This window comes from Micromonospora sp. D93, from assembly GCF_018070365.1.
Lineage (GTDB): Bacteria > Actinomycetota > Actinomycetes > Mycobacteriales > Micromonosporaceae > Micromonospora > Micromonospora ureilytica.
Genome location: NZ_JAGPXW010000006.1, coordinates 110,312 through 131,426 on the forward strand (window position 1 = coordinate 110,312; position 21,115 = coordinate 131,426).

The 21,115-nt window shown below is 71.4% G+C and carries 19 protein-coding genes and 1 riboswitch; of the genes, 8 read left to right on the plus strand and 11 right to left on the minus strand.

Annotation, left to right across the window (positions count from 1 at the left end; all coding sequences use genetic code 11):
• The first annotated feature begins 50 nt into the window (after nucleotides 1–50).
• Nucleotides 51–1,451: an FAD-binding oxidoreductase gene (locus tag KBX71_RS09775; RefSeq protein WP_210817651.1), complete on the plus strand. Its 1,401-nt coding sequence runs from the start codon at nucleotides 51–53 to the stop codon at nucleotides 1,449–1,451.
• A gap of 10 nt (nucleotides 1,452–1,461) precedes the next feature.
• On the opposite strand, the gene KBX71_RS09780 is transcribed toward KBX71_RS09775, so the two are convergent.
• The gene (locus KBX71_RS09780) at nucleotides 1,462–1,965 is read right to left on the minus strand and encodes a hypothetical protein (RefSeq protein ID WP_307847026.1); all 504 of its coding nucleotides are present in this window, start codon (nucleotides 1,963–1,965) and stop codon (nucleotides 1,462–1,464) included.
• 118 nt (nucleotides 1,966–2,083) lie between these two features.
• A complete protein-coding gene (locus KBX71_RS09785; RefSeq protein WP_210817808.1) occupies nucleotides 2,084–3,898 on the minus strand; it encodes a glycerol-3-phosphate dehydrogenase/oxidase in 1,815 nt (604 codons plus the stop codon).
• Between the two features lie 228 nt (nucleotides 3,899–4,126).
• On the opposite strand from KBX71_RS09785, the gene KBX71_RS09790 reads away from it, so the two are divergent.
• From KBX71_RS09790 to KBX71_RS09800, 3 genes are all read left to right on the plus strand, one after another.
• Entirely contained in the window at nucleotides 4,127–6,766 is a 2,640-nt protein-coding gene (locus KBX71_RS09790; RefSeq protein ID WP_210817653.1) for a S8 family serine peptidase, read from the plus strand.
• A gap of 69 nt (nucleotides 6,767–6,835) precedes the next feature.
• Nucleotides 6,836–7,771 (plus strand): GNAT family N-acetyltransferase, encoded by a 936-nt coding sequence (locus tag KBX71_RS09795; protein WP_210817654.1) that lies wholly within the window; start codon nucleotides 6,836–6,838, stop codon nucleotides 7,769–7,771.
• Nucleotides 7,772–7,850: 79 nt separating this feature from the next.
• Nucleotides 7,851–8,099, plus strand: coding sequence for a hypothetical protein (locus KBX71_RS09800; protein WP_124822245.1), 249 nt, complete (start codon nucleotides 7,851–7,853; stop codon nucleotides 8,097–8,099).
• Between the two features lie 58 nt (nucleotides 8,100–8,157).
• Here the strand turns inward: KBX71_RS09800 and groL are convergent, their stop codons facing one another.
• From groL to KBX71_RS09815, 3 genes are all read right to left on the minus strand, one after another.
• Nucleotides 8,158–9,780 (minus strand): chaperonin GroEL, encoded by a 1,623-nt coding sequence (gene groL, locus KBX71_RS09805; protein ID WP_210817655.1) that lies wholly within the window; start codon nucleotides 9,778–9,780, stop codon nucleotides 8,158–8,160.
• Nucleotides 9,781–10,052: 272 nt separating this feature from the next.
• On the minus strand, nucleotides 10,053–11,225 hold the full coding sequence (locus KBX71_RS09810) for a hypothetical protein (protein ID WP_210817656.1): 1,173 nt from the start codon (nucleotides 11,223–11,225) through the stop codon (nucleotides 10,053–10,055).
• A 95-nt stretch (nucleotides 11,226–11,320) separates the two neighbouring features.
• Nucleotides 11,321–11,524, minus strand: coding sequence for a cold-shock protein (locus tag KBX71_RS09815; protein WP_124815530.1), 204 nt, complete (start codon nucleotides 11,522–11,524; stop codon nucleotides 11,321–11,323).
• Between the two features lie 211 nt (nucleotides 11,525–11,735).
• Between KBX71_RS09815 and KBX71_RS09820 the strand changes: the two genes are divergently transcribed.
• On the plus strand, nucleotides 11,736–12,266 hold the full coding sequence (locus KBX71_RS09820) for a GNAT family N-acetyltransferase (RefSeq protein ID WP_210817657.1): 531 nt from the start codon (nucleotides 11,736–11,738) through the stop codon (nucleotides 12,264–12,266).
• Between the two features lie 109 nt (nucleotides 12,267–12,375).
• Here the strand turns inward: KBX71_RS09820 and paaN are convergent, their stop codons facing one another.
• From paaN to KBX71_RS09840, 4 genes are all read right to left on the minus strand, one after another.
• Nucleotides 12,376–14,049: a phenylacetic acid degradation protein PaaN gene (gene paaN, locus KBX71_RS09825; protein ID WP_210817658.1), complete on the minus strand. Its 1,674-nt coding sequence runs from the start codon at nucleotides 14,047–14,049 to the stop codon at nucleotides 12,376–12,378.
• 50 nt (nucleotides 14,050–14,099) lie between these two features.
• Nucleotides 14,100–15,119, minus strand: a complete 1,020-nt coding sequence (locus KBX71_RS09830) for a GNAT family N-acetyltransferase (RefSeq protein ID WP_210817659.1) — start codon at nucleotides 15,117–15,119, stop codon at nucleotides 14,100–14,102.
• A 253-nt stretch (nucleotides 15,120–15,372) separates the two neighbouring features.
• Nucleotides 15,373–16,659, minus strand: a complete 1,287-nt coding sequence (thrC, locus tag KBX71_RS09835) for a threonine synthase (protein WP_210817660.1) — start codon at nucleotides 16,657–16,659, stop codon at nucleotides 15,373–15,375.
• 10 nt (nucleotides 16,660–16,669) lie between these two features.
• Nucleotides 16,670–16,805, minus strand: a riboswitch (SAM riboswitch).
• A 68-nt stretch (nucleotides 16,806–16,873) separates the two neighbouring features.
• Entirely contained in the window at nucleotides 16,874–17,836 is a 963-nt protein-coding gene (locus tag KBX71_RS09840) for a DMT family transporter (protein WP_210817661.1), read from the minus strand.
• A 91-nt stretch (nucleotides 17,837–17,927) separates the two neighbouring features.
• Between KBX71_RS09840 and KBX71_RS09845 the strand changes: the two genes are divergently transcribed.
• Nucleotides 17,928–18,233: a helix-turn-helix transcriptional regulator gene (locus KBX71_RS09845; protein ID WP_210817662.1), complete on the plus strand. Its 306-nt coding sequence runs from the start codon at nucleotides 17,928–17,930 to the stop codon at nucleotides 18,231–18,233.
• 207 nt (nucleotides 18,234–18,440) lie between these two features.
• On the opposite strand, the gene KBX71_RS09850 is transcribed toward KBX71_RS09845, so the two are convergent.
• Nucleotides 18,441–18,902 carry a DoxX family protein gene (locus KBX71_RS09850; RefSeq protein ID WP_210817663.1) on the minus strand — a complete coding sequence of 154 codons (462 nt, stop codon included), beginning with the start codon at nucleotides 18,900–18,902 and terminating at the stop codon, nucleotides 18,441–18,443.
• A 617-nt stretch (nucleotides 18,903–19,519) separates the two neighbouring features.
• Between KBX71_RS09850 and KBX71_RS09855 the strand changes: the two genes are divergently transcribed.
• Nucleotides 19,520–19,921 (plus strand): hypothetical protein, encoded by a 402-nt coding sequence (locus KBX71_RS09855; protein WP_247683209.1) that lies wholly within the window; start codon nucleotides 19,520–19,522, stop codon nucleotides 19,919–19,921.
• Between the two features lies 1 nt (nucleotide 19,922).
• Here the strand turns inward: KBX71_RS09855 and KBX71_RS09860 are convergent, their stop codons facing one another.
• Nucleotides 19,923–20,156, minus strand: a complete 234-nt coding sequence (locus tag KBX71_RS09860; protein ID WP_210817664.1) for a winged helix-turn-helix domain-containing protein — start codon at nucleotides 20,154–20,156, stop codon at nucleotides 19,923–19,925.
• Between the two features lie 253 nt (nucleotides 20,157–20,409).
• Here KBX71_RS09860 and KBX71_RS09865 point away from each other — a divergent pair, with 253 nt between their 5' ends.
• A complete protein-coding gene (locus KBX71_RS09865; RefSeq protein WP_210817665.1) occupies nucleotides 20,410–20,964 on the plus strand; it encodes a hypothetical protein in 555 nt (184 codons plus the stop codon).
• The last annotated feature ends 151 nt before the right edge of the window (nucleotides 20,965–21,115 follow it).

Sequence of the window (21,115 nt, forward strand, 5' to 3'; positions counted from 1 at the left end):
CCCAGTCGATCATGTTGATGATCGCCGGTCGGCGACCTAGCCTCGGCTGCATGGCCCCCACCGCGCTCCTCGACGACCTGCGCGCCGCGCTCGGTGCCGACGCCGTGCTCACCGACCCGGACCTGCTGCGCATGCACCAACGGGACGAGGCCGACCTGTGCCCCGCCGGCATCCCGCTGGTGGTGACCCGCCCGCGCACCACCGAGCAGGTGGTCGCCGTGGTCCGGGCCGCCGCCCGGCACGGCGTACCTGTGGTGCCGCAGGGCGCGCGGACCGGGCTTGCCGGCGCGGCGAACGCGGTGGACGGCGCGGTGGTCCTCAGCACCGTCGCGATGAACGAGATCCGGGAGATCGACCCGGTGAGCCGGATCGCTGTGGTCCAACCGGGGGTGGTCAACGCCGCGCTGGCCGGGGCGGTGGCCAAGCAGGGCCTCTGGTACCCGCCGGACCCCGGCTCCTGGGAGTCGTCCACGATCGGCGGCAACGTGGCCACCAACGCCGGGGGCATGTGCTGTGTGAAGTACGGCGTGACCACCGAGTACGTGCTCGGTTTGGAGGTGGTGCTCGCCTCCGGCGAGGTGCTGCGGACCGGGCGGCGTACGGCAAAGGGGGTGGCCGGTTACGACCTGACCAGGCTGTTCGTCGGTTCGGAGGGCACCCTCGGCGTGATCACCGAGGTGACCGTGGCGCTGCGGCCCGCCCCGGCCGACTCGCTGACCCTGGTGGCGGTCTTCCCCTCCGTCGCCACGGCCGGCGCGGCGGTGGCCGAGATCGCGGCTCGCGGGCTCACCCCCAGCCTGTTGGAGTTGCTGGACCAGACCCACCTGCGGGCGATCGAGGCGTACCAGCCGATGGGGTTGCGGACCGACGCGCAGGCCCTGTTGCTGGCCGCCGCCGACACCGGCGCCCGGGCGGCGGACGACCTGGCCGTGCTCGCCGAGGTGTGCGAGGCCGTCGGCGCCGACGAGGTCTACGCGGCCACCGACGCGGTGGAGGCGGCGGCGCTGCTCCAGGCTCGTCGGCTGGCCCACCCGGCCATGGAGAAGTTCGCGGCGGACGCCTACCCGGGCGGCAACGGCGGTCTGGTGATCGACGATGTGGCGGTGCCGCGCGGCGCACTCGCCGCGCTCCTGGACGGGGTCGCCCGGATCGCGGCCGAGTGCGAGGTGCCGATCGGCGTGGTGGGGCATGCCGGGGACGGCAACATGCACCCGAACATCGTGGTCGACCGGGCCGACCCGGCGAGCGTGGAGCGGGGCCGGCGGGCGTTCGACGAGATCATGCGGCTCGGCCTGGACCTGGGCGGCACGTGCACCGGTGAGCACGGGGTGGGGCTGCTCAAGCGGGACTGGCTGGCCCGAGAGATCGGGCCGATCGGTGTTCGGGTGCATCAGGCGATCAAGTCGGCGCTCGACCCGGCCGGCCTGCTCAACCCGGGCAAGGTGCTCTGAGCGGCTGCGGTCAGCCCTTGACCTCGGCCGGGGTCGCCTGGGTGAGCAGCAGCAGGATCTCCCCGGCGACCGGCGTGAGCTCCTCACCCGGGCAGTCCTGCGAGGTGATCAGCCCGGCCGAGGTGATGAGGCTGGACGTCAGCGCGTCGATGCAGGTCGTCCGGTACCGCCGGGCCTGATCGGTCTCGTCGGCCAGCAGCGGGTTGGCGAGCAGCACCTGGAGCCGTTCGGTCAGCTCCGGTGCGAGGGTGCCGCGGGAGGTCACGCCGTCGCCGGCGCAGTCGACGCACTGCCACGCGCCGTTGCGCTCGACGCTCAGGGTGCGCATCGGCCCGTCCTCGCCGAGCCGCTGGAGCAGGCTGACCTGACCGGCGGCGACAGTGGTGGGGATCTCCAGCTGCGATCCACCCGCCGCGCCGGCGGTCGGTTGCGCCACAGGCGTGCCCGGCTTGCCCCGGTCGAAGAGCGAGCACCCGGTCAGGGCGCCGACGAGCACGACGGCGAGCAGGGGCACGAGGAGACGAGGGCGCGCGCGGGCTAGCACGCGCGGAAACCTACCCCACCGTAGGTAGCGTTCGAAACCACCATCCGGGCCGGTATCGATGGTTACCCATCGGTAACGTCGCAATTCGTCATCGAGCGGACGGGCGCAGCGCAGCCTGGTCATCGTCGCCCCGGTCGGCCGCGTAACCCCGGACGTCCGGAGCGCCGAGCCGGGCCGCGTCCGCCGCCGCGTCGTCCGGCATCAACTGGGACTGCCGCTCCGCCTCCACCCGGGCGCGGTAGTGCTCGACCTCGCGTGCCCGGGTGGCCGCGTCCCAACCCAGCACCGCGCCCATCAACTCGGCGGTGTGCTCCGCCGACTCCAGCCCCCGATGGCTGGTCTCGAACGAGATCCGGGTCCGCCGGGTCAGCACGTCCTCCAGGTGCAACGCACCCTCGGCCCGCGCCGCGTAGGCGACCTCCGCCGCCAGATACTCCGGGGCACCAGCCAGCGGGGACCCCAGCAGTGGATCGGCGTCGACAAGCGCCAACAGGTCCAGGGTGAGGGTGCCGTACCGCTCCAGCAGGTGCTCCACCACGCCCACCGGCACGCCGTGCCGGCGAGCCAGGTCGGCCCGGTCCCGCCACATCGCCGGGTACCCGTCGGCGCCGAGCAGCGGCAGGTCGGCGGTGCGCGACCCGCGGGCGCCACCGAGCCGGCGAGCGGCCCTGTCGACCACATCGGACGCCATCACCCGGTACGTCGTGTACTTGCCGCCGGCGACCAGCAGCAGCCCGAGCATCGGCTCGAAGACCGCGTGCTCACGGGAGAGCTTCGAGGTCGAATCGGCCTCGCCGGCCAGCAGCGGCCGCAGCCCGGCGTACACCCCCTCGATGTCGGCGGTGGTCAGCGGCCGTTCCAGCACGGTGTTGACCTGCTGAAGCAGGTAGTCGATGTCGCGGGCCGAGGCGGCCGGGTGGGAACGATCCAGCCGCCAGTCGGTGTCAGTGGTGCCGATGATCCAGTGCCCGCCCCACGGGATGACGAAGAGCACCGAACTCGCCGTACGCAGGATGAGCCCCGTCTCACCGGTGATCGCCGAGCGGGGCACCACCAGGTGCACCCCCTTCGAGGCGCGCACCCGGACACCGGGCCGCAGGCCCACGTCGTTGAGCATCCGGGACATGTCGTCGCTCCACACGCCGGTGGCGGCGATGACTGTGCGGGCCTGCACCTCGAACTCCGCGTCCGGCGAGCCCAGCGGGGCTTCCAGGTCCCGGACGCGAACGCCTGTCACCTCGCGCGCCTGCCGGATCAGCCCGACGGCGCGGGCACTGCTCACCACCGTGGCGCCGAGGCTGGCCGCGGTGCGGGCCAGGGTGACCACCAACCGGGCGTCGTCGACCTGCCCGTCGTAGTAGCGGATCGCCCCGGCCAGCGCGTCGGCCCGCAGGCTCGGGAAGATCCGCCGAGCACCCTCCCGGGTCAGGTGACGGTGCAGGGGCATGCCCCGGCCACCGCCGAAGACCCCGGCGAAGGCGTCGTAGGCGGCCACGCCAGCCCCGTAGTAGGAGCGGCGGAAGACCCGGGCCGGGAGGTCCCGGAGGCCACGCCCGGCCGGCAGCGGCACCATGATCGGCACCGGGCGTACCAGGTGTGGCGCGAGCCGGGTGGCCAGCAGGCCGCGCTCGGTGAGCGCCTCGTGGACCAGGTGGAACTCCAACTGTTCCAGGTAGCGCAGGCCACCGTGGATGAGTTTGCTGGACCGGCTGGAGGTGCCGGCGGCAAGGTCACGCGCCTCGACAAGCGCCACCTTCAGGCCCCGGGACGCCGCGTCCAGGGCGGCACCGGCTCCGGTCACCCCACCACCGATGACCAGCACGTCGAAGCGCTCGGCACGCAGTCGACGCAGGTCTGACGCACGGCGGACCGGTGAGAGCTGACCGGCGACGGATCGGGAGATATTGGGGTCGCGCACCCGTCCACCGTAACCGCCGTGCCACGGTGTCGACATTCGCCGCCCCTACCTTCGCCCTGTTCGATGATCAATCGCAGCCGCCGCTCCCGCTCCTCGATCAAGTGATGAAAAGTAGGTACCAACGGCGCCTCTGACCTACTTTTCATCACTTGATCACCTCACGTCACGTCGACGCCGGGCCAAAACCGTTCAGCACAGTCGTAAGGTTCTCGGATGTACGGTCACCCTGCGTACCCCGGACTCCGCGACCGCACCTCCCCGTGGGCGGTGGTCGCGGCCGTGCTGGTCGGCTGCTGGACGGTTGCGGTCACCGTGGGCACCCAGACCGGTGGTTGGCTCACCGATCAGGTGCTGCTGAGCTTCGGACGGGACCGGGTCGGTTGGCTCTGGCCGGTGCTCGGTCTGACCGTCGTCGTGCTGGTCGGGACACCCGCCCTGTTGCTGGCTGTCGTGCCCCGGTCGGCCGCGGTCCGGGCCACCGGGCGGGCCTGGCTGGTCGGGGCACTCGCGCTCGGCGTGCTAACGCTGCTGCGGGTCGTGCCGCCGGTGCACCACGAGGCGTACCTCGCCGCGCTGGCCGGCACCGCGTTACTCGGCGCGCTCACCGTGCGCTGGTCGGCGCGCCGGTGGGCGTACCCCGGGCTGGTTGGCCCGGTCGGCGACCCGGCACCCACCCGAGACGGCGATGCCATGCGGCCCGGGGCCACCGTAGACGGCGACGCCACGCTGCCCGGGGCCACCGTAGACGGCGACGCCACGCCGCCCGCAGCCACCGTAGACGGCGATACCAAACGGCCCGAGGCCACCGGGAGCCCGAAGCCGGTCGATCCCCAGCGACGCCCGCGTGGGTTCGGGCCGGTGCCGCTGCTCGCGGTCGCCGCCGGGTTGGCGCTGCTGCTGCCGTGGGCCTGGCTGGGCGCGCTCGGCGGCCTCCTGGAGACCGCACTCGCGCTGCTGGCGGCCGCCGCGCTCGGGGTGCTGGCCGCGACTCTGCTGGATGCCCCCTTCTGGTCCCCGTTCGCGGTTGGGCGGCCGCCCCGGCCGGCCCGGCTGGTGCTGGTCGGCGGCCTGGTCGCCGGGGTGGCGTTGCTGCTGCTCGGGGCCGGGGCCGGCCAGTCCGGAGCGCAGTTGCCCGCCCTGCTGACCCTGCCGCCGGCGGGTTTCGCGGTGGCCGCGCTCTGGGCCGCGACCTGGCGGCCCGCCGCCGACCCGGGCGCCGCCGACCCGGCCGCCACCGACCCGGCCGCCGCCACGCGCGCCGGCCGAACGGCGACCGGCTGGCTCGTGGGCCTGGCCGCGCTCGGCCCGCTGGCCTTCACCGACCCGGAAGAGATCAGCCTGCTGCTGGTCGGCACCCGGGACGTTCCGTTCTGGGTGGCGGCCGCCGCCGGCGCCGGGCTCGTCGTCGCGGTCCTGGTCGCCATCGGGTACGCGGTGCTGCTCGCCCGGCCGACGGCACGCACCCCGAACAGGCGGGTCGCCGCGGTAGCGGCCGTGGTGCTGCTTGTGGCGTTCGGCGTGGTCGACCTCGGCCCCGGCCAGCCGGGCCTGTACGGCGAGCGGTTGTTCGTGGTGCTACGCGCGCAGGCCGACCTGGGTAATCTGCTGGCCGGCGCGCCGGGTCGGGCCGGGCGGGACGCCCGCGCGGCGGAGGTCTACCGGCGACTCGTGACGACCGCCGAGCAGAGCCAGGGCGACCTGGTCCGCGGGTTGAACCGGCTGCACCTCGACCCGGTGTCGTACTACCTGGTCAACGCCGTCGAGGTGGACGGCGGCCCGGCGGCGCGGGCCTGGCTCGCCCGCCGACCGGAGGTGGCCCGGGTGCTGGTCAGCCAGCGTCTGCGCCCGCTGCCGGCCCCGGCCGGGCAGAGCCGGGGCAGCGCGCCCAAGCCCACCGGCCCGGAGTGGAACATCCGCCAGATCGGCGCCGACCGGGTGTGGTCCCAACTCCGGGTCACCGGCACCGGCATCGTGATCGGCAGCTCCGATTCGGGGGTGGACGGCACCCATCCGGCGCTACGAGCCGGGTTCCGCGGTGGGGACGACTCCTGGTACGACCCGTGGGACGACACCCGGAGCCCGACCGACCAGGGCGGGCACGGCACCCACACGGTGGGCAGCGCGGTCGGGCGGGACGGCATCGGGGTGGCACCTGACGCGCAGTGGGTGGGCTGCGTCAACCTGGACCGCAACCTCGGCAGCCCCGCGCACTACCTGGACTGTCTCCAGTTCATGCTGGCGCCCTTTCCGGCCGGTGGCGACCCGTTCACCGACGGCCGTCCGGAGCGCGCCCCGCAGGTGCTGACCAACTCGTGGGGCTGCCCGCCCATTGAGGGTTGCGACCAGCGTGTCCTGCGGCCGGCCACCGCCGCCCTGGACGCCGCCGGGATCTTCGTGGTCGCCGCGGCCGGCAACACCGGCCCGTGGTGCGCGTCGATCGACGATCCGCCGGCCCCGTACGCGGACGTGCTGACAGTGGGCGCGGTGGACGCCCAGCGGCGGGTCGCCGAGTTCTCCTCGCGCGGGCCGGTGCCCGGCGGTGCGAACAAGCCGGACGTGCTGGCACCGGGGGTGGGCGTGGTGTCGGCCATGCCGGGCGGCACGTACGCCGCGCTGGACGGCACGTCGATGGCGACCCCGCAGGTGGCCGGGGTGGTCGCGCTGATGTGGTCGGCGAACCCGGCGCTGGTCGGCGACGTGAACCGGACCCGGCAGATCCTCCGGGACACCGCCACTGCGGCGACGCCCACCTATCGCTCCGACAGCCCCTCCGACGCCTGTGGTGCTCCGTCGAACGTGACAGGCGCCGGCCAGGTCGACGCCTACGCCGCCGTTCGCGCCGCCCAGCAGTAGGAAGGTTTCCTTCCTGAAGCGCTGAGCCGGGGGTGCGGCTCGTCAACCGGTGATCTAGGGTCGGCGACCATGGACGCCGAGATCACCGTCACCGAGCTGACCGCCGACCTGGTCCCCCGCGTCGTACAGCTCTGCCAGCAGGCTCTCGACCTACCCGAGGACGCCGCCGAGGCGGCTTCCATCGTGGACGTGCTCTGGCCCCGAGCCGCCGCCGACCGGTCCGTGGTCGGGCTGGGCGCGTACCGGGGTGCGGACCTGGTCGGGGTGCTGATCTGCTCGGTGTCGTCGACCGAGCCGGGGATCGGGCACGTGGACCTGGCGGCGGTCCTCGCGGATCAGCGGCGTCGGGGCGTCGGCCGGGCGCTGCTCCAGCGGGCCGAGCGGGTGCTCGCCGAGCGCGGGGCGACCGAGGTGCTGCTGGCCGGGAATCCGCCGTACTACGCGTGGCCGGGCATCGACGTCCGCTACACACCGGCGGTCTGCGCCGCACTCGCGCTCGGCTACCAGCAGGACCGGACCGCCTGGAACATGACCGCTGACCTGTCGTACGACGGGTCGCCGGCGCTGCGGTCCACCGAGGTGGCGGAGCGGCGGCTGGCCAACCAGGGCGTCACGGTACGCCGGGCGGAGCCGGCGGATCTGCCGGCGCTGACGGCGTTCGCCCGGTCCACCTTCGGCGGCACGTGGGACGGCGAGTTGGCCGGGTCGGTGGGGCGGGCCGACGCCGGCTGCCACCTGGCGGAGCGGGACGATGAGGTGCTCGGCTTCGCCGCGTACGGGTCGTCCCGGCCGAGTTGGTTCGGGCCGATGGGCACCGCGCCTGCCGCGGAGGGGTCGGGCATCGGCGGGGTGCTGTTGCGGCGCTGCCTACGCGACCAGCGGGCGGCGGGGCTGGACCGGGCACAGATCGGCTGGGTGGGGCCGGTGCCGTTCTATTCGGGCAGCGCGGGTGCGTGGATCGAGCGGGTCTTCCTCCTGTACCGGCGAACCCTGTCGACGGCATAACCGGGGCAAACAGGACATAGATCTATTCGCCCGCACCGGTCATCGACGCCGCCTACCGTTTTTGGTAGAGGAGGCAGCCATGACCACGGATGACAACCAGACCGAGGACGGCCCGCCGATCACCTGGAAACCGGTCGGCGAACTCCCGGGCCAACTGCCGTTCGACCGACTCGACTACGGCGACGCCGAACAACTCGCCGAGATGACCACCGACGGTGAGTCGTCGGTGGCCGAGGAGCCGCAGGAGATGGTGGACGCGCCGATCCAACTGCTTCCGCCGTACAACCGGGCGCACAAGCGGCGCAACCAGCGGCCACTGCCGACCTGACGACGAACGGGGCGGACCGCGTCAGCGGCCCGCCCCGTTCGGTGTGTCGGAACTGGACTCAGAAGTCCATGTCCCCGCCACCCGGGCCAGCCGGGGCAGCCGGGGTCTTCTCCGGCTTGTCCGCGACAACAGCCTCGGTGGTGAGGAAGAGCGCCGCGATGGAAGCGGCGTTCTGCAGCGCCGAGCGCGTCACCTTGGCCGGGTCGATGATGCCCGCGGCCAGCAGGTCGACGTACTCGCCGTTGGCGGCGTTCAGACCGTGACCCGCTTCGAGGTTACGGACCTTCTCCACCACGACGCCGCCCTCAAGGCCGGCGTTGACGGCGATCTGCCGCAGCGGGGCGTCCAGCGCGACCTTGACGATGTTCGCACCGGTCGCCTCGTCGCCGACCAGGTCGAGCTTGTCGAAGGCGGTCTTGCCGGCCTGCACCAGCGCGACGCCACCACCCGGGACGATGCCCTCTTCGACGGCGGCCTTCGCGTTGCGAACGGCGTCCTCGATGCGGTGCTTGCGCTCCTTGAGCTCGACCTCGGTGGCCGCGCCGACCTTGATCACCGCAACGCCGCCGGCCAGCTTGGCCAGCCGCTCCTGCAGCTTCTCCCGGTCGTAGTCGGAGTCGCTCTTGTCGATCTCGGCCCGGATCTGGTTGACCCGGCCCTGGATCTGCTCGGCGTCACCGGCACCGTCGACGATGGTGGTCTCGTCCTTGGTCACCACGACCTTGCGGGCGCGGCCCAGCATGTCGATGCTGGCGGCGTCGAGCTTGAGGCCGACCTCCTCGCTGATGACCTGGCCACCGGCGAGGATGGCGATGTCGGTCAGCATGGCCTTGCGGCGGTCACCGAAGCCCGGCGCCTTGACGGCGACCGACTTGAAGGTGCCACGGACCTTGTTGACCACCAGGGTGGCGAGGGCCTCGCCCTCCAGGTCCTCGGCGATGATCAGCAGCGGCTTGCCCGACTGCATGACCTTCTCCAGGATCGGGAGCAGGTCCTTCACCGACGCGATCTTGCTGTTGGCGATCAGGATGTACGGGTCGTCGAAGACGGCCTCCATACGCTCCGGGTCGGTCATGAAGTAGGCCGAGATGTAGCCCTTGTCGAAGCGCATACCCTCGGTGAGCTCCAGCTCAAGCCCGAAGGTGTTGCTCTCCTCGACGGTGATGACGCCTTCCTTGCCGACCTTGTCCATCGCCTCGGCGATGATCTCGCCGACGGTGCTGTCGCCAGCGGAGATGGAGGCGGTGGAGGCGATCTGCTCCTTGGTCTCAACGTCCTTGGCGAGCTTGGACAGCTCCTCCGAGACGCTCAGGACCGCGGCCTCGATGCCCCGCTTCAGGGCCATCGGGTTGGCGCCGGCGGCCACGTTGCGCAGGCCCTCGCGAACCAGGGCCTGGGCCAGGACGGTCGCCGTCGTCGTGCCGTCACCGGCAACGTCGTCGGTCTTCTTGGCGACCTCCTTGACCAGCTCAGCGCCGATCTTCTCGTACGGGTCCTCGAGCTCGATCTCCTTGGCGATGCTCACACCATCGTTGGTGATGGTGGGGGCACCCCACTTCTTCTCGAGCACGACGTTGCGGCCCTTGGGGCCGAGGGTCACCTTTACGGCGTCGGCGAGTTGGTTCATGCCCCGCTCGAGGCCGCGGCGCGCCTCTTCGTCGAACGCGATCATCTTGGCCATACGGCGTTGTCCTCCTGGACACTCACGGGCCACCCGAGATGTGTGCCCCGGATGGGCCGCCTGGTGTACGCACCTTGGGACGTCGCCACCTGGCGACGACGACGTCCTTCGGCCGGGCCGGATAGCCCGCGACGACCGGCCATGTGTCGCCCCGGCGTCTCCACGCCGGTGCAACCTGGCCCCACCGTCCCGACCATTGGCACTCACGGTATGCGAGTGCCAATGACTTGTTTAGCACTCTCCCCTGCCGAGTGCAAGCACGATGCCGCCGCTCAGCCGAGTTCCGCGGCCAGTCCGGCAGTGTTCACCGGCGCCTCATGGGCGCGCTGCTCCGCGTACGTCACCAGCAGACCGACCATCTGGGCGAGGTGGGCAGGCAGGGCCAGCACGGCGGTGATGCCGATCACCACCACCACTCCGGCGGCGGTACCCGCCGAGGCGAACGGGTCCGTTCCGAACGGCGAGGTGCCCAGCCCCTCCAGAACACCGGGGATCAGGGTGCCGACGAAAACCGCCAGGACCACCAGGGCCACCCGACCGAGCAGCAGGCCGAGGCGGTCGTGGAACATCCGGAAGGACCGACCGATCGGATTGTGGCGTTCGAAGAGGTAGACCGGGCCGGCCATGCTCAGCGCGAAGCCCAGGTAGATGCCCGGCAGCACGCAGAAGCAGAAACCGACGCCGATCAGCAGGCTGACCAGCAGCGTCCAGCCCCACAGCCCGAGTGCCCGCCGCAGGCCGTAGCGCAGCGCCGACTCGAGGCTGGCCGGCTGACCGGCCGCCTGTTGGGTGATCACCCAGGTGCCGGCACCCCACCCGACGGCCTGCACCAACCCGACCAACAGGCTGCCGCCAATCAACACGACCAGGAGGCTCAGCAGATCGGCGGCGAAATTGTCCGGCAGCACCGGGCTCGCGCTCGATCCGGCCTGCGGGGCCCAGTTCGCCGACGGGTCAAGCCCGAGGGAGAGCACCGAGAGCACCGCCGCCGGCAGCACCTGGGTGAGCAGCATGATCGGCACCAACTGCCGCCAGCCTCGGCGCAGCGCTCCCGCGCACCTGTTGAACCAACCGCCGAGGCCCGCGCCGGGCGGCGTGACCAGGGCGTCGTTCGGGTCGAACCCGTAACCCGGCGGGTACCAGCCGACCGGCGGCCCCGGATACCACGGCTGTCCGCCGTAGGGACCCGACCCGGGCGGGTAGCCCCCGGTGGGCGGGTACGCCCAGCCCTGCGGCGGCGGGGCCGCACCCCAGGCCCCCTGCGCGGGATCCCAGCCGGGCGGCGGGCCGGCGTGGCCGGAGGGTGGGCCGGCCGGGGGCATGCCCGGCCCCCAGCCGGGCGGCGGGCCGGAGGGGCCGGGGCCGCCTGCGGGCGAGGACGGGTCGGAGGGGTCCGGCTCCCCCGACCCGGAGGAAGGAGTGGACGGGGGCGGCTGGTCGGTCATGAACGCTCCTCGGCATCGGCTGGAACGGTTCACGATCTTCCCGGGTGCACGCCCCTACCGCAGCCCCGACTCACAGGGCCGATCGGCCAGGAAGATCAGCCGATGACGCGCACGTGCTCCGCCTGCGGGCCCTTCTGGCCCTGGGCGATCTCGAACTCCACCCGCTGACCGTCGTCCAACGCCTTGTAACCGTCCATCTCGATCGCGGAGAAGTGGACGAACACGTCCTGACCGCCGTCGACGGCGATGAAGCCGTAGCCCTTCTCGGCGTTGAACCACTTCACGGAGCCCTGTGCCACGGTGCACTTCCCTCACTCTGCGCGGCGTGCCTGACCAGGCGCGCGGCACGGCCGCGCGCCCCCGGACCACCGACTCAGCGATCGATGACCGCCATTGAAGTGGTGACCGAAATCGCACGCTACACGAGGAGTGACGGCCGCGCACGGCCACAAATCGGACACACGTCGGGGGCACCCAATTGTGTCCATTCCCTGTGGTAGGCATGCGGACATGACCACCGAACTGGGCTCGCCGGCCCTGCGGCTCGCCGAGATCCGCCGGGTCCGGCCGGAGGACGCCGCCCGGATGCGGGCGCTGCGCCTGGAGATGCTGGCCGACGCGCCGTTGGCATTCCTGGAGACCCTGGCGGACGCGGCGGCCCGACCACACAACGAGTTCGCCGCCCGGGTCGCGTACACCTCGGCCGGTTCCACAAACGCGCAGTTCATCGCGGACCCGGGCGGCCGGCTCGTCGGGCACGCCGGTGGCACGACCGCCCCGAACGAACCCGGGCTGACCGTGATCTACGCCGTGTACGTCACGCCCACCTGGCGCGGCAGTGGCCTGGTCCGCGAGCTGATCGACGGGGTGGCCGCCTGGTCGCGAGCCTGCGGCCGACCGGAGCTGCTGCTGGAGGTGGTGGTCGGCAACGACAGCGCCTACCGCGCCTACCAGCGCCTGGGCTTCGAGGACACCGGCGTACGGGTCCCCCACCCCACCATCCCAGCCCTGAACGAGCTACAGATGCGCAGAACCGCCTAGAACCGTGCCCCACGGAGGGTTTCCGGGGCAGCCCGACCCGCGCAGGGATCAAGCCTGACCGCCCGGAGCGGGTCGGGCTGCCCCGGAAACCCACAACCGCAACCAAAGATCAGACGTGCCGCCGAGACTGCACAATCCGGAACCGGTTAGCCACATAAGCCCCATCGGTCAACGCCGAGTTCGCCGCCGCGTTGGCCCCACTGCCGTGGAAGTCGGAGAACGCCGCCGACTGGTTGACGAAGACACCGCCGGTGAGGTTGCAGGACAGGTGCACCCCGACCTCGACCGCGACCGCCTCGGTCGCGTCCAGCACCGCCTCGTCGGTCGAGTAGACCCCGGCGGTGAGCGCGCCCTTCTCGCCGACCGTCTGGCGCAGCAGCTCCAGACTGTGCGTGGTGGAGTCGGTAGCGATGGCGAACGAGATCGGCCCGAACCACTCCCGGCCGTACGTGTCCGCGTCGTCCGCGGTCAGCTTCACGATCGTCGGGGTACGCACCACCGCGTCGGCGTACGACGGGTGGGCCACTGCCCGCGACTCCAGCACCGGCTCGCCGACCTTGGTCACCTCGGCCAGCCGTTCCAGCACCCCGTCGTTGACGATGGCGCCGGTCAGCTCCACACCTCGGGCCGGGTCGGCGGTGAGCTTGCCGACGGCGGCGGCGATCCCGCCGGCCACCTCGTCGAAGCTCTTGTGCCCCTGGTCGGTCTCGATGCCCCCGGCGGGGATGAGGATGTTCTGCGAGGTGGTGCACATCTGCCCGCTGTAGAGGGTCAGCGTGAAACCGAGGTTGCGGCACATGCCGGCGAAGTCGTCGGTGGAGTCGATGACGACCGTGTTGAGGCCGGCCTTCTCGGTGTAGACCGACGCCTGCCGAGCGTGGGTCTCCAGCCAGTCGCCGTACTCGGTGGAGCCGGTGAAGTCGACGATCCGGATGGAGCGGTGCAGGGCCAGGTCGCTGGCGAGCTTTTCACCGGGGGCCTCGGCCGCCAGCATGATCAGGTTCGTGTCGAACCCGGCCTCGGCGAGCACCTCCCGGGCGTACTTCACGGTGATGGCCAGCGGCAGCACCGCGCGCGGGTGCGGCTTGACGATCACCGGGTTGCCGGTGACCAGCGAGGCGAACAGCCCGGGGTACGAGTTCCAGGTCGGGAAGGTGTTGCAGCCGATCACCAGCGCCACCCCACGCGGCACCACGTGGAACGTCTTGGTCATCCGCAGCGGGTCACCCTTGCCGGCGGCCTTTTCCCAGCCTGCCGTGCCCGGGTGCCGGGTCATCTCGGCGTACGCGTACGCCAGCGCTTCCAACGCCCGGTCCAGCGCGTGTGCGCCGCCGGCCTGGAAGGCCATCACGAACGCCTGCCCGCTGGTGAACTGCACCGCGTTGGCCAGCTCGAAGATGTGCTTGTGCAGCCGGTCGAGGATCTCCAGGCAGACGCCCACCCGGGCCTGCGGGCCGGCGTCGCGCCACGCCGGCAGCGCGGCGGAGGCGGCGTCGACCAGCTCGCCGGGGCCGGCGTGCGGGTACCCCACCGCCAACTCCACCCCGAACGGGCTCGTCTCGGTGGCGACCCGTGCGCCCGCGCCGGGCTGGTCGAGCGGAAAGTCACCACCGAGGTACGCCTCGAAGGCGGCCTTACCGTCGGCGGCGGCGGTCTCGCCGTACACCCGGGGGCTGGGGGATTCGGGGTAGGCGGACCAGTAGCCCCGCTCCGTGATCGCGGTCAGCGCACGGTTGAGGGTGTCGGCGTGCCTGTCGTACAGGGGATGCGGGGTCTCCGTCATGCCCGCAATCATGCCTGAGGACCCACCGCGAGCAGTAGCGCCGATACCTGTCAGAGGGTGAGCTGCCAGTCGGTCCAGGAGTCCACCGGCCGGAAGCCGAGCTGTTCGTTGATCGCCACCATGTGGCTGTTGCTGGCGGCGTTCCAGGTGTCGATCACGCGGACCGCCGGCTCGTGGGTGAGCAGGTGGTGCAGGTTCTCGGCCTTGGCGATGAGGCCGAGCCGGTGGCCACGGTGGGCCGGGTCGACGATGGTGATCTGCTGGTACGCGTGCCAGTCGGCGGCGGCGCCCACGTCCAGCAGCGTCCAGGCGACCAGCCGACCGGACGCCTCGTGCCGCATCCCGAGGTGGTAGCGCCGCCGGCCTCGGGCGTCCAACGCCCGTTCGTTGCCCCGGATGCGCTCGGCGTCGACCTGCTCCGGCTCCCACTGCACGTCGCCCATGGGCGCGTCCATCAGCAACCGGCCGTCGAGGTAGGCGATGTCGGCGACGTACTCCGGTGGGGTCGTCCCCTGCCAGCAGATCGACCGATAGCCCTCGGCTCGCGGGCGGGCCTCGGCGAGCGCCGCCCGCAGCGCGACCCGGTCGATCTTGTCGACGTCGAGCCGGCGACGCACCTCGGCGAGGGCGGGTTGGGCTCCGGTCGCGGCGGCGAACGCGTCGCCCGCCACGCTTCGGGCCGGCCCGCCGGGCAGCGCGGAGACGGCCATCGCCACCACCCGCTTGCGGCCGTGCTCGCGCAGCAGGCGCACCCCGTACTCGTGCAGGGCCCGGCCGACTCCCCGGCGCCGCAGGTCCGGATGCACCAGCAGCTCGGCGGTGGCGTTGTCGGGGTTGTCGAGCTGCGGCAGGTCCAGTTGGAGGTAGCCGGCCGGCACGCCGTCCAGTCGGGCCAGCGCCCAGAGCGACCGGGTGCCGGGCATCGGCGTGTGGAACAGCGCGTCGAAGCGGCGCCGGCAGAAGGGCGGGAAGTCCGGCAGATCGACGTCGTTGACGGTCGATCCGATCCGGTACGCCTCGTCGACCGAAGCGTGGTCGGCGCCGTCGAACGACGCGATCGTGATGCTCATGCCGCTGAGCGTGCACCCGGGAAAAGCGATCGGGCCAGCGAATTAATCGCTGGCCCGATCGAACGTGGTCGGGAGGGACACTCGCACAACGCCTCCGGCGTTGGGTCGCAAGAACTTCAAAAGTCTTCGGCGAAATGCCCTCCCGCACGGAGCATCTTGCGCCGTCCGGTTCCTGCCGTCAAGTCCGTAGCGGCGGGTTTTCCACACTCACAGCGAAAACCCAGTTACCGACTGATCCACTCGGACCCCCGGTTCAGCCGAGGAGACCGGCGTCGCGGGCGGCGCGCAGCGAGGGCTTGATGTGGTGGGTCGGCCCGACCTCGCCGGCCACCGCGTCGATGGTCTTCAGACCCTCGCCGGTGTTGAACACGACGGTCTCGGCCGTCGGGTCGAGCCGACCGGACTCGACCAGCTTGCGCAGCACGGCCACCGTCACCCCACCCGCGGTTTCGGCGAAGACCCCTGTGGTACGGGCCAGATCGCGGATGCCCGCACGGATCTCGTCGTCGTCGGCGTACTCCATCCAGCCGCCGGTGCGGCGGACCGCCTCCAGGGCGTAGAGGCCGGCCGCCGGGTCGCCGATGTTGAGCGACTTGGCGATGCCGGTCGGCTTGACCGGGATGATCGTGTCGGTCTCGGCGTGCAGGGCGGTGGCGATGGGGTTGCAGCCGGCCGACTGCGCGCCGAAGACCTTCCAGCCGCCGGCCGGCGCCTCGACCAGGCCGATCTCGACCAGCTCGGAGAACGCCTTGTCAATCTTGGTGAGCAGCTCGCCGCTGGCCATCGGGATGACCACCTGCGCCGGGATTCGCCAGCCGAGCTGCTCGGCGACCTCGTAGCCGAGGGTCTTGGAGCCCTCCGCGTAGTACGGCCGGACGTTCACGTTGACGAACGCGGTGTCCTCGAACTCGTCGGTCTCCACCAGCTCGCCGCAGAGCCGGTTGACATCGTCGTACGAGCCGTCGATGGCGACCAGCTCGCCGCCGTAGACAGCTGTGGTGATGACCTTGCCCTGCTCCAGGTCGCTGGGGATGAAGACCACCGAGGGCACGCCGGCGCGGGCGGCGTGGGCGGCCACCGAGTTGGCCAGGTTGCCGGTAGACGCGCAGGCGAATCGGGTGAAGCCGAGCGCCTTGGCGGCGGTGAGCGCCACCGAGACGACCCGGTCCTTGAACGAGTGGGTGGGGTTGGCGCTGTCGTCCTTGACCCAGAGCGGCGCGGTGATGCCCAGCTCGGCGGCGAGGTGCGGGGCCGCCACCAGCGGGGTCAGCCCCGGGTCGAGGGTGACCCGGCTGGCCGGGTCCTGACCGGCGGGGAGCAGGGCGGCGTACCGCCAGATGTTGTTCGGGCCGGCCTCGATCTGTTCGCGGGTGACGGAGGCCAGCGCGGCGGTGTCGTAGTCGACTTCCAGCGGGCCGAAACACTCGTAACAGGCGTGCTGGGCGGCGAGCGGGTAGCGGGCCGAGCAGGCACGGCAGACCAGGGCGCGGGCGGGGCTGGCAGCGGTGTCAATGCCGGAGGTGACGAGCGTCGACGTCATGTCGAGGGTCCTCTCATCTTTCCCCGCATCGCACGGTGCGGCGGGGACGGAATTGGCACCTGCCCCGCGGGTCGCTCAGCGGTGAGCGCGCGGGGTGGTTGCCGGGGCGTCGTCGGGCCGTATCCCTCAGCCCCTCTGGATGAGGTATTCAGTTGTGCCGTCGAGTCTAGGACAACGCTGTCGGCCGCTGCCACCGCTGATCCCAGGGAGTGGGTCAGCGGGCATTCACGGCCACGGGGTCGGTCACCGCGATCGGGTCCGTTACCGCGCCCGGCTGGGGCAGCGACGTGGTTCGGGGCCGGGCGGCGAGGTTCGCGGCGGTCAGGGCGGCGATCGTGATGGCGGCCCCGACCAGCTCCACCGGCTCGGGGCGGTAGCCGCGGGCGATCTGCACCGCGAAGGTGGTCACCGGGACCAGGTTCATGAACAGCGCGGCGTTGGCGGCGCCGAGTCGCTGCACGCCGGTGTTCCAGGCCAGGACCGCGATCACGGCGCCCACCAGCACGGCGTACGCCAACTGCGGGGTGACCGCCACGAGGTCGGCGGCGGCCGGCGCGTGCTGCCAGCCAACGGCGTCGGCGCCGATGCTCAGGACGAGCATGGCGGCCGTGCCGGCGAGCGCGGTCAGTGTGGTGAAGCGCAGCGGCGACCATTCACCGAACCGGCTGGCGCCGTGGGTGTAGATGCCCCAGCCCAGCACCGCGCCGATCATCATCAACCCGCCGAGGCCGAACTGACCGAGCCCGGCCAGGCTCCCGCGCGTGATCACCAGGCCGACTCCGAGGAGCGCCACCAGGGAGAGGGCCAGCAGGAGCGGCTTCGGGCGTACACCGTCGCGGGCCCAGCGGACGAGCTGGGTGATCACCGGAGTGGTGGCCACGAAGAGGGCGATCTGTTGCGGGGCGGCGTGTTCGAGCGCCAGGCTGGTGAGCAGGTTGAAGCCGCCGAAGCCGACCACTCCGAGCACCACCACCTCCGCGGCCCGGCCACCGTTGCGCAGCGCGCCGGCACCCTCGCGGAGCAGTAGGACGCCGACCAGGACGGCGGCGGCCAGCAGGTAGCGCGTGGTGGTCAGGTTGAGCGGGTCGACCCGGTCGAGCGCGCTGGCCAGGATCGGGAACATCAGGCCCCAACCGAGCACGGCGACCAGTGGGTACGCGGTGGCGCGGGATCGCATCGGTAACTCCAATGTTCGAGTATCGTCGAACCAACGACACCGACCATAGGGTGTTGTTCGATGATTGTCGAACAAGGGTTACACTGGTCACATGGAGCCGCACGAGCCCGACCTGACCGCCGTACCGGTCACCAACGTGTTGGCCGCACTCGCCGACGACGTGCGGCTACAGATCGTCCGGGCGCTCGCCGAGGGCGGCGAGTCCCCCTGCGGCAGCTTCGACTTCGGCGTCTCCAAGGCGACCCGTAGCCACCACCTGAAGGTGCTGCGCGAGGCGGGCCTGACCCGGACCCGGGCCGCCGGCACCAGCAGACTGGTCCGGCTCCGCCGGGACGAGTTGGACAAGCTCTACCCCGGCCTACTGGACGCGGTCCTCATCCAGCGCCCGCCGGCCTGACCCCGCCCCGGCCTGGCCCGCCCTGGCCCGCCCCGGCCGCAGCCGACGGCGGCGGGTGGGACCTGCCTCAGGCGCTCGCTTTGGAGCTGAATCGTCTACGACATCAGCGGAGAGGCGCAGCCCGACGGGGCGCGTAGGCCCGCCCTCGCCCGGCGCGCCGCCGAAGCCGCCTCGTTGAGGCTCCGGCGACGCGTGGCACGGGTGCGGTCAGACGGACACCGCGTCGGGCTCGGCCGCCGAAGCCGATGCCAATGCCGAGGGCTGGTCGGTGCGACGTCGGGCCAGGAGCGTGTCGAGCGCCCAGGCGCCCGGGCCAAGGGCCGCGACCAGCAGGAACGCCCAGCAGAAGAGCGCCGCCTGCTCGCCTCCGTTGTGCAGCGGCAACAGAGCGTCCGGCTGGTGCACCACGAAGTAGGCGTACGCCATCGAGCCGGAGGCGAGGAGCGCGGCGGGTCGGGTGAAGAGCCCGACCAGAACCAGTACGCCGCAGACCAACTGGATCAGGGCGGCCCACCAGCCCGGCCAGGTGCCGAGCGGTACCGCCTTGCCGGTCATCGGGTTGCCGCCGAACAACCCGAACACCGAGGACAGGCCGTGCAACGTGAACAGCAGGCCGATCACGATGCGGAACAGGGACAGGGTCGGCCCGCCGAGCCGAGAGACGTTCATGGCACCTCCATCGAGTGGAATGGATGAAGCCCGTCCATCGTGAGGCACAGAGACATCGAAAATCATAAGTTCCTTGCTGGTGGGAAAATCCCCCCTGAAAATGGTATGACGATTCACCACCCCGCCCTCCCCAGCGCCCATCGACCCGCCCTAGACATGGGCCAGCTCGCCCGCCCTGCGAAGACCTACCGTGCCCGCGAGCGATGGCCAGGCCCGCTACGCCACCTCGCTCGGGCCGCGTTGAGGGTCCGGTCGGCGAAGCGTTGTCGCACCATCTCGATACGTCTCGGCTGAGCCCGTGAGGCTACGACGCACCTGCTGATCCCGGAAGCCCGCCGCTCGCCGCCTTTGACGCGGTGCCGCCTTGCCGACTGTTGCGAACCTCTGGGATGCCTGTTGCTACTTCGCGAGGGCGGACCACGAGGAGCTGAACGAAGGTGAGGCACCGATCGGCCTCACCGCCGAGAGCGTTGCACGGGAGGTGGCGATGAGTTTGCCGATGATGATCGCCACTCAGTGCGCCTTCCTGGACCCCGTCGCACTGCTGTCTCAGCGAGTGGGGCGGTGCCGTGATTGGCCTCGCAGCGGCCACGGCTGTCGCCAAGCAAGGAGTGGCGGTGGCCGCCACCGTCCTGGCAGGCTCCGGGCTGGTCCTGGGGGCAGCGTCAGGTGCGGTGACCAAAGCAGCGGTAACCGCAGCCTTCGACACCATCAAGGAACGTCGCCGAGCACGGCTGGCAGGCAGCGGCGGGAACGTCAGCGTCGGCGGTATGGCCGTGGAGATCGAACAGATCATCGCCTTGGTCGAGCGTAACCATGATGCGCTGCGCGGAGCGGCAGACCGGATCGGCAACAACCACGCCTGGTTGATGACTGTGCTCACAGGAGCGAGCCCGGCGGTCTTGCAGCAGGTCAACGGGCAATTGACCGGTGCACGTAGGTCGGTCGAGGAAGCCTGCACCATGCTACGGGCTGTCGAAGGACAACCTGCGCGGTTACCTTCGTACTGTTTGATATGACCTACGGCGTTTCCGATGTTCCCGCCACGTAGGTGCCCTTGCCCTGGTGGCCCTCGACCAGCCCTCGGTCACGCAGGATGCGAAGTGCCGCCTGAGCAGTCGAGACGCTGACCTTGTACTCGTCAGCAAGCTGGGCGTAGGTCGGAAGCTTGTCTCCCGGTTTGAGTTCGCCAGCACGGATTTTTGCGGTGATCGTCTCGACGACACGTACATAGTCGGCAGTGCGGCTTGTCATCAGGTGGTACTCCTCGCTCGGCACTACCATCTGATCACGGAACCTCTTCTCCTACAACACCGTCGTTGACTTAGGTAAGTACGTCAACTAACGTGACGGCCGTGGGACTCCTCGCTCGGCAGCCGGGGGTTCCGCCTCCCGGGTATCAGTCCCGGCCCTCCGGGGCAGCGCCCAAAGTGGTCCAGAACCCGAGCTGGGCTGGTTGTGGCGCTGCCCCGGGCACCCCCCGTAACCCCACGAGAGGAGTCCACCCGTGACCGTGTCGGAGACAGCGACGGAAGTGCCGGCGGCGAGCGCGATCTGGTCTGTGGAGCAGGTGACGGCCGAGCTGCGCGAGACGTACCTCGCCGTCGCCGCCGCGGCCGTGCTGCTGGAACGGACCGGGGCGGGCTGCGCCCACCCGACGATCCGGCTGGCGCGGCGCAGCGGCGAGGATGCGCTCGACCTGGCCGGTGATGCCGAGCGGCAGCTCAGCGACGGCGTTCACCTGCTCCGCACTGACGCCGGTCACCAGGATCGGGCCACCATCGGCGCTCTGGTCGAGGTGCTGGACACCGTCCGCGACCGGTTGGCCGAAGCAGGTGCCCGGATCGGTGCGCTCCCGGCCCGGATCAGCACCGCCGGGCAGCAACTCATCGGCACCGACCCGCACGACCGGCCCAGCGACCCGGCGGCCGAGACGGCGGCCGGGCAGTGGCACCGGGCCGCCGACCAGCTCGGGCTGATGACCGAGAGCCTGTCCACGGCGGTCGCCGCGCTCACGTCGTACACCGGCGGATTGTCCGGCGCGGAACCCACCACCACCTGAAACCTGCCCGCGGACCTCCGTGGAAAGGAAGGGGCCCGGGGTGGGTGCCGGGCCCGGCCGGTACGTCACGCGCGGTCGTGCCAGCCGACCCCGCCCGCCCCGGTGCCGCCGGCGAAGCCATCGAACGGAAGGCGGTCCACCGTGATCTACC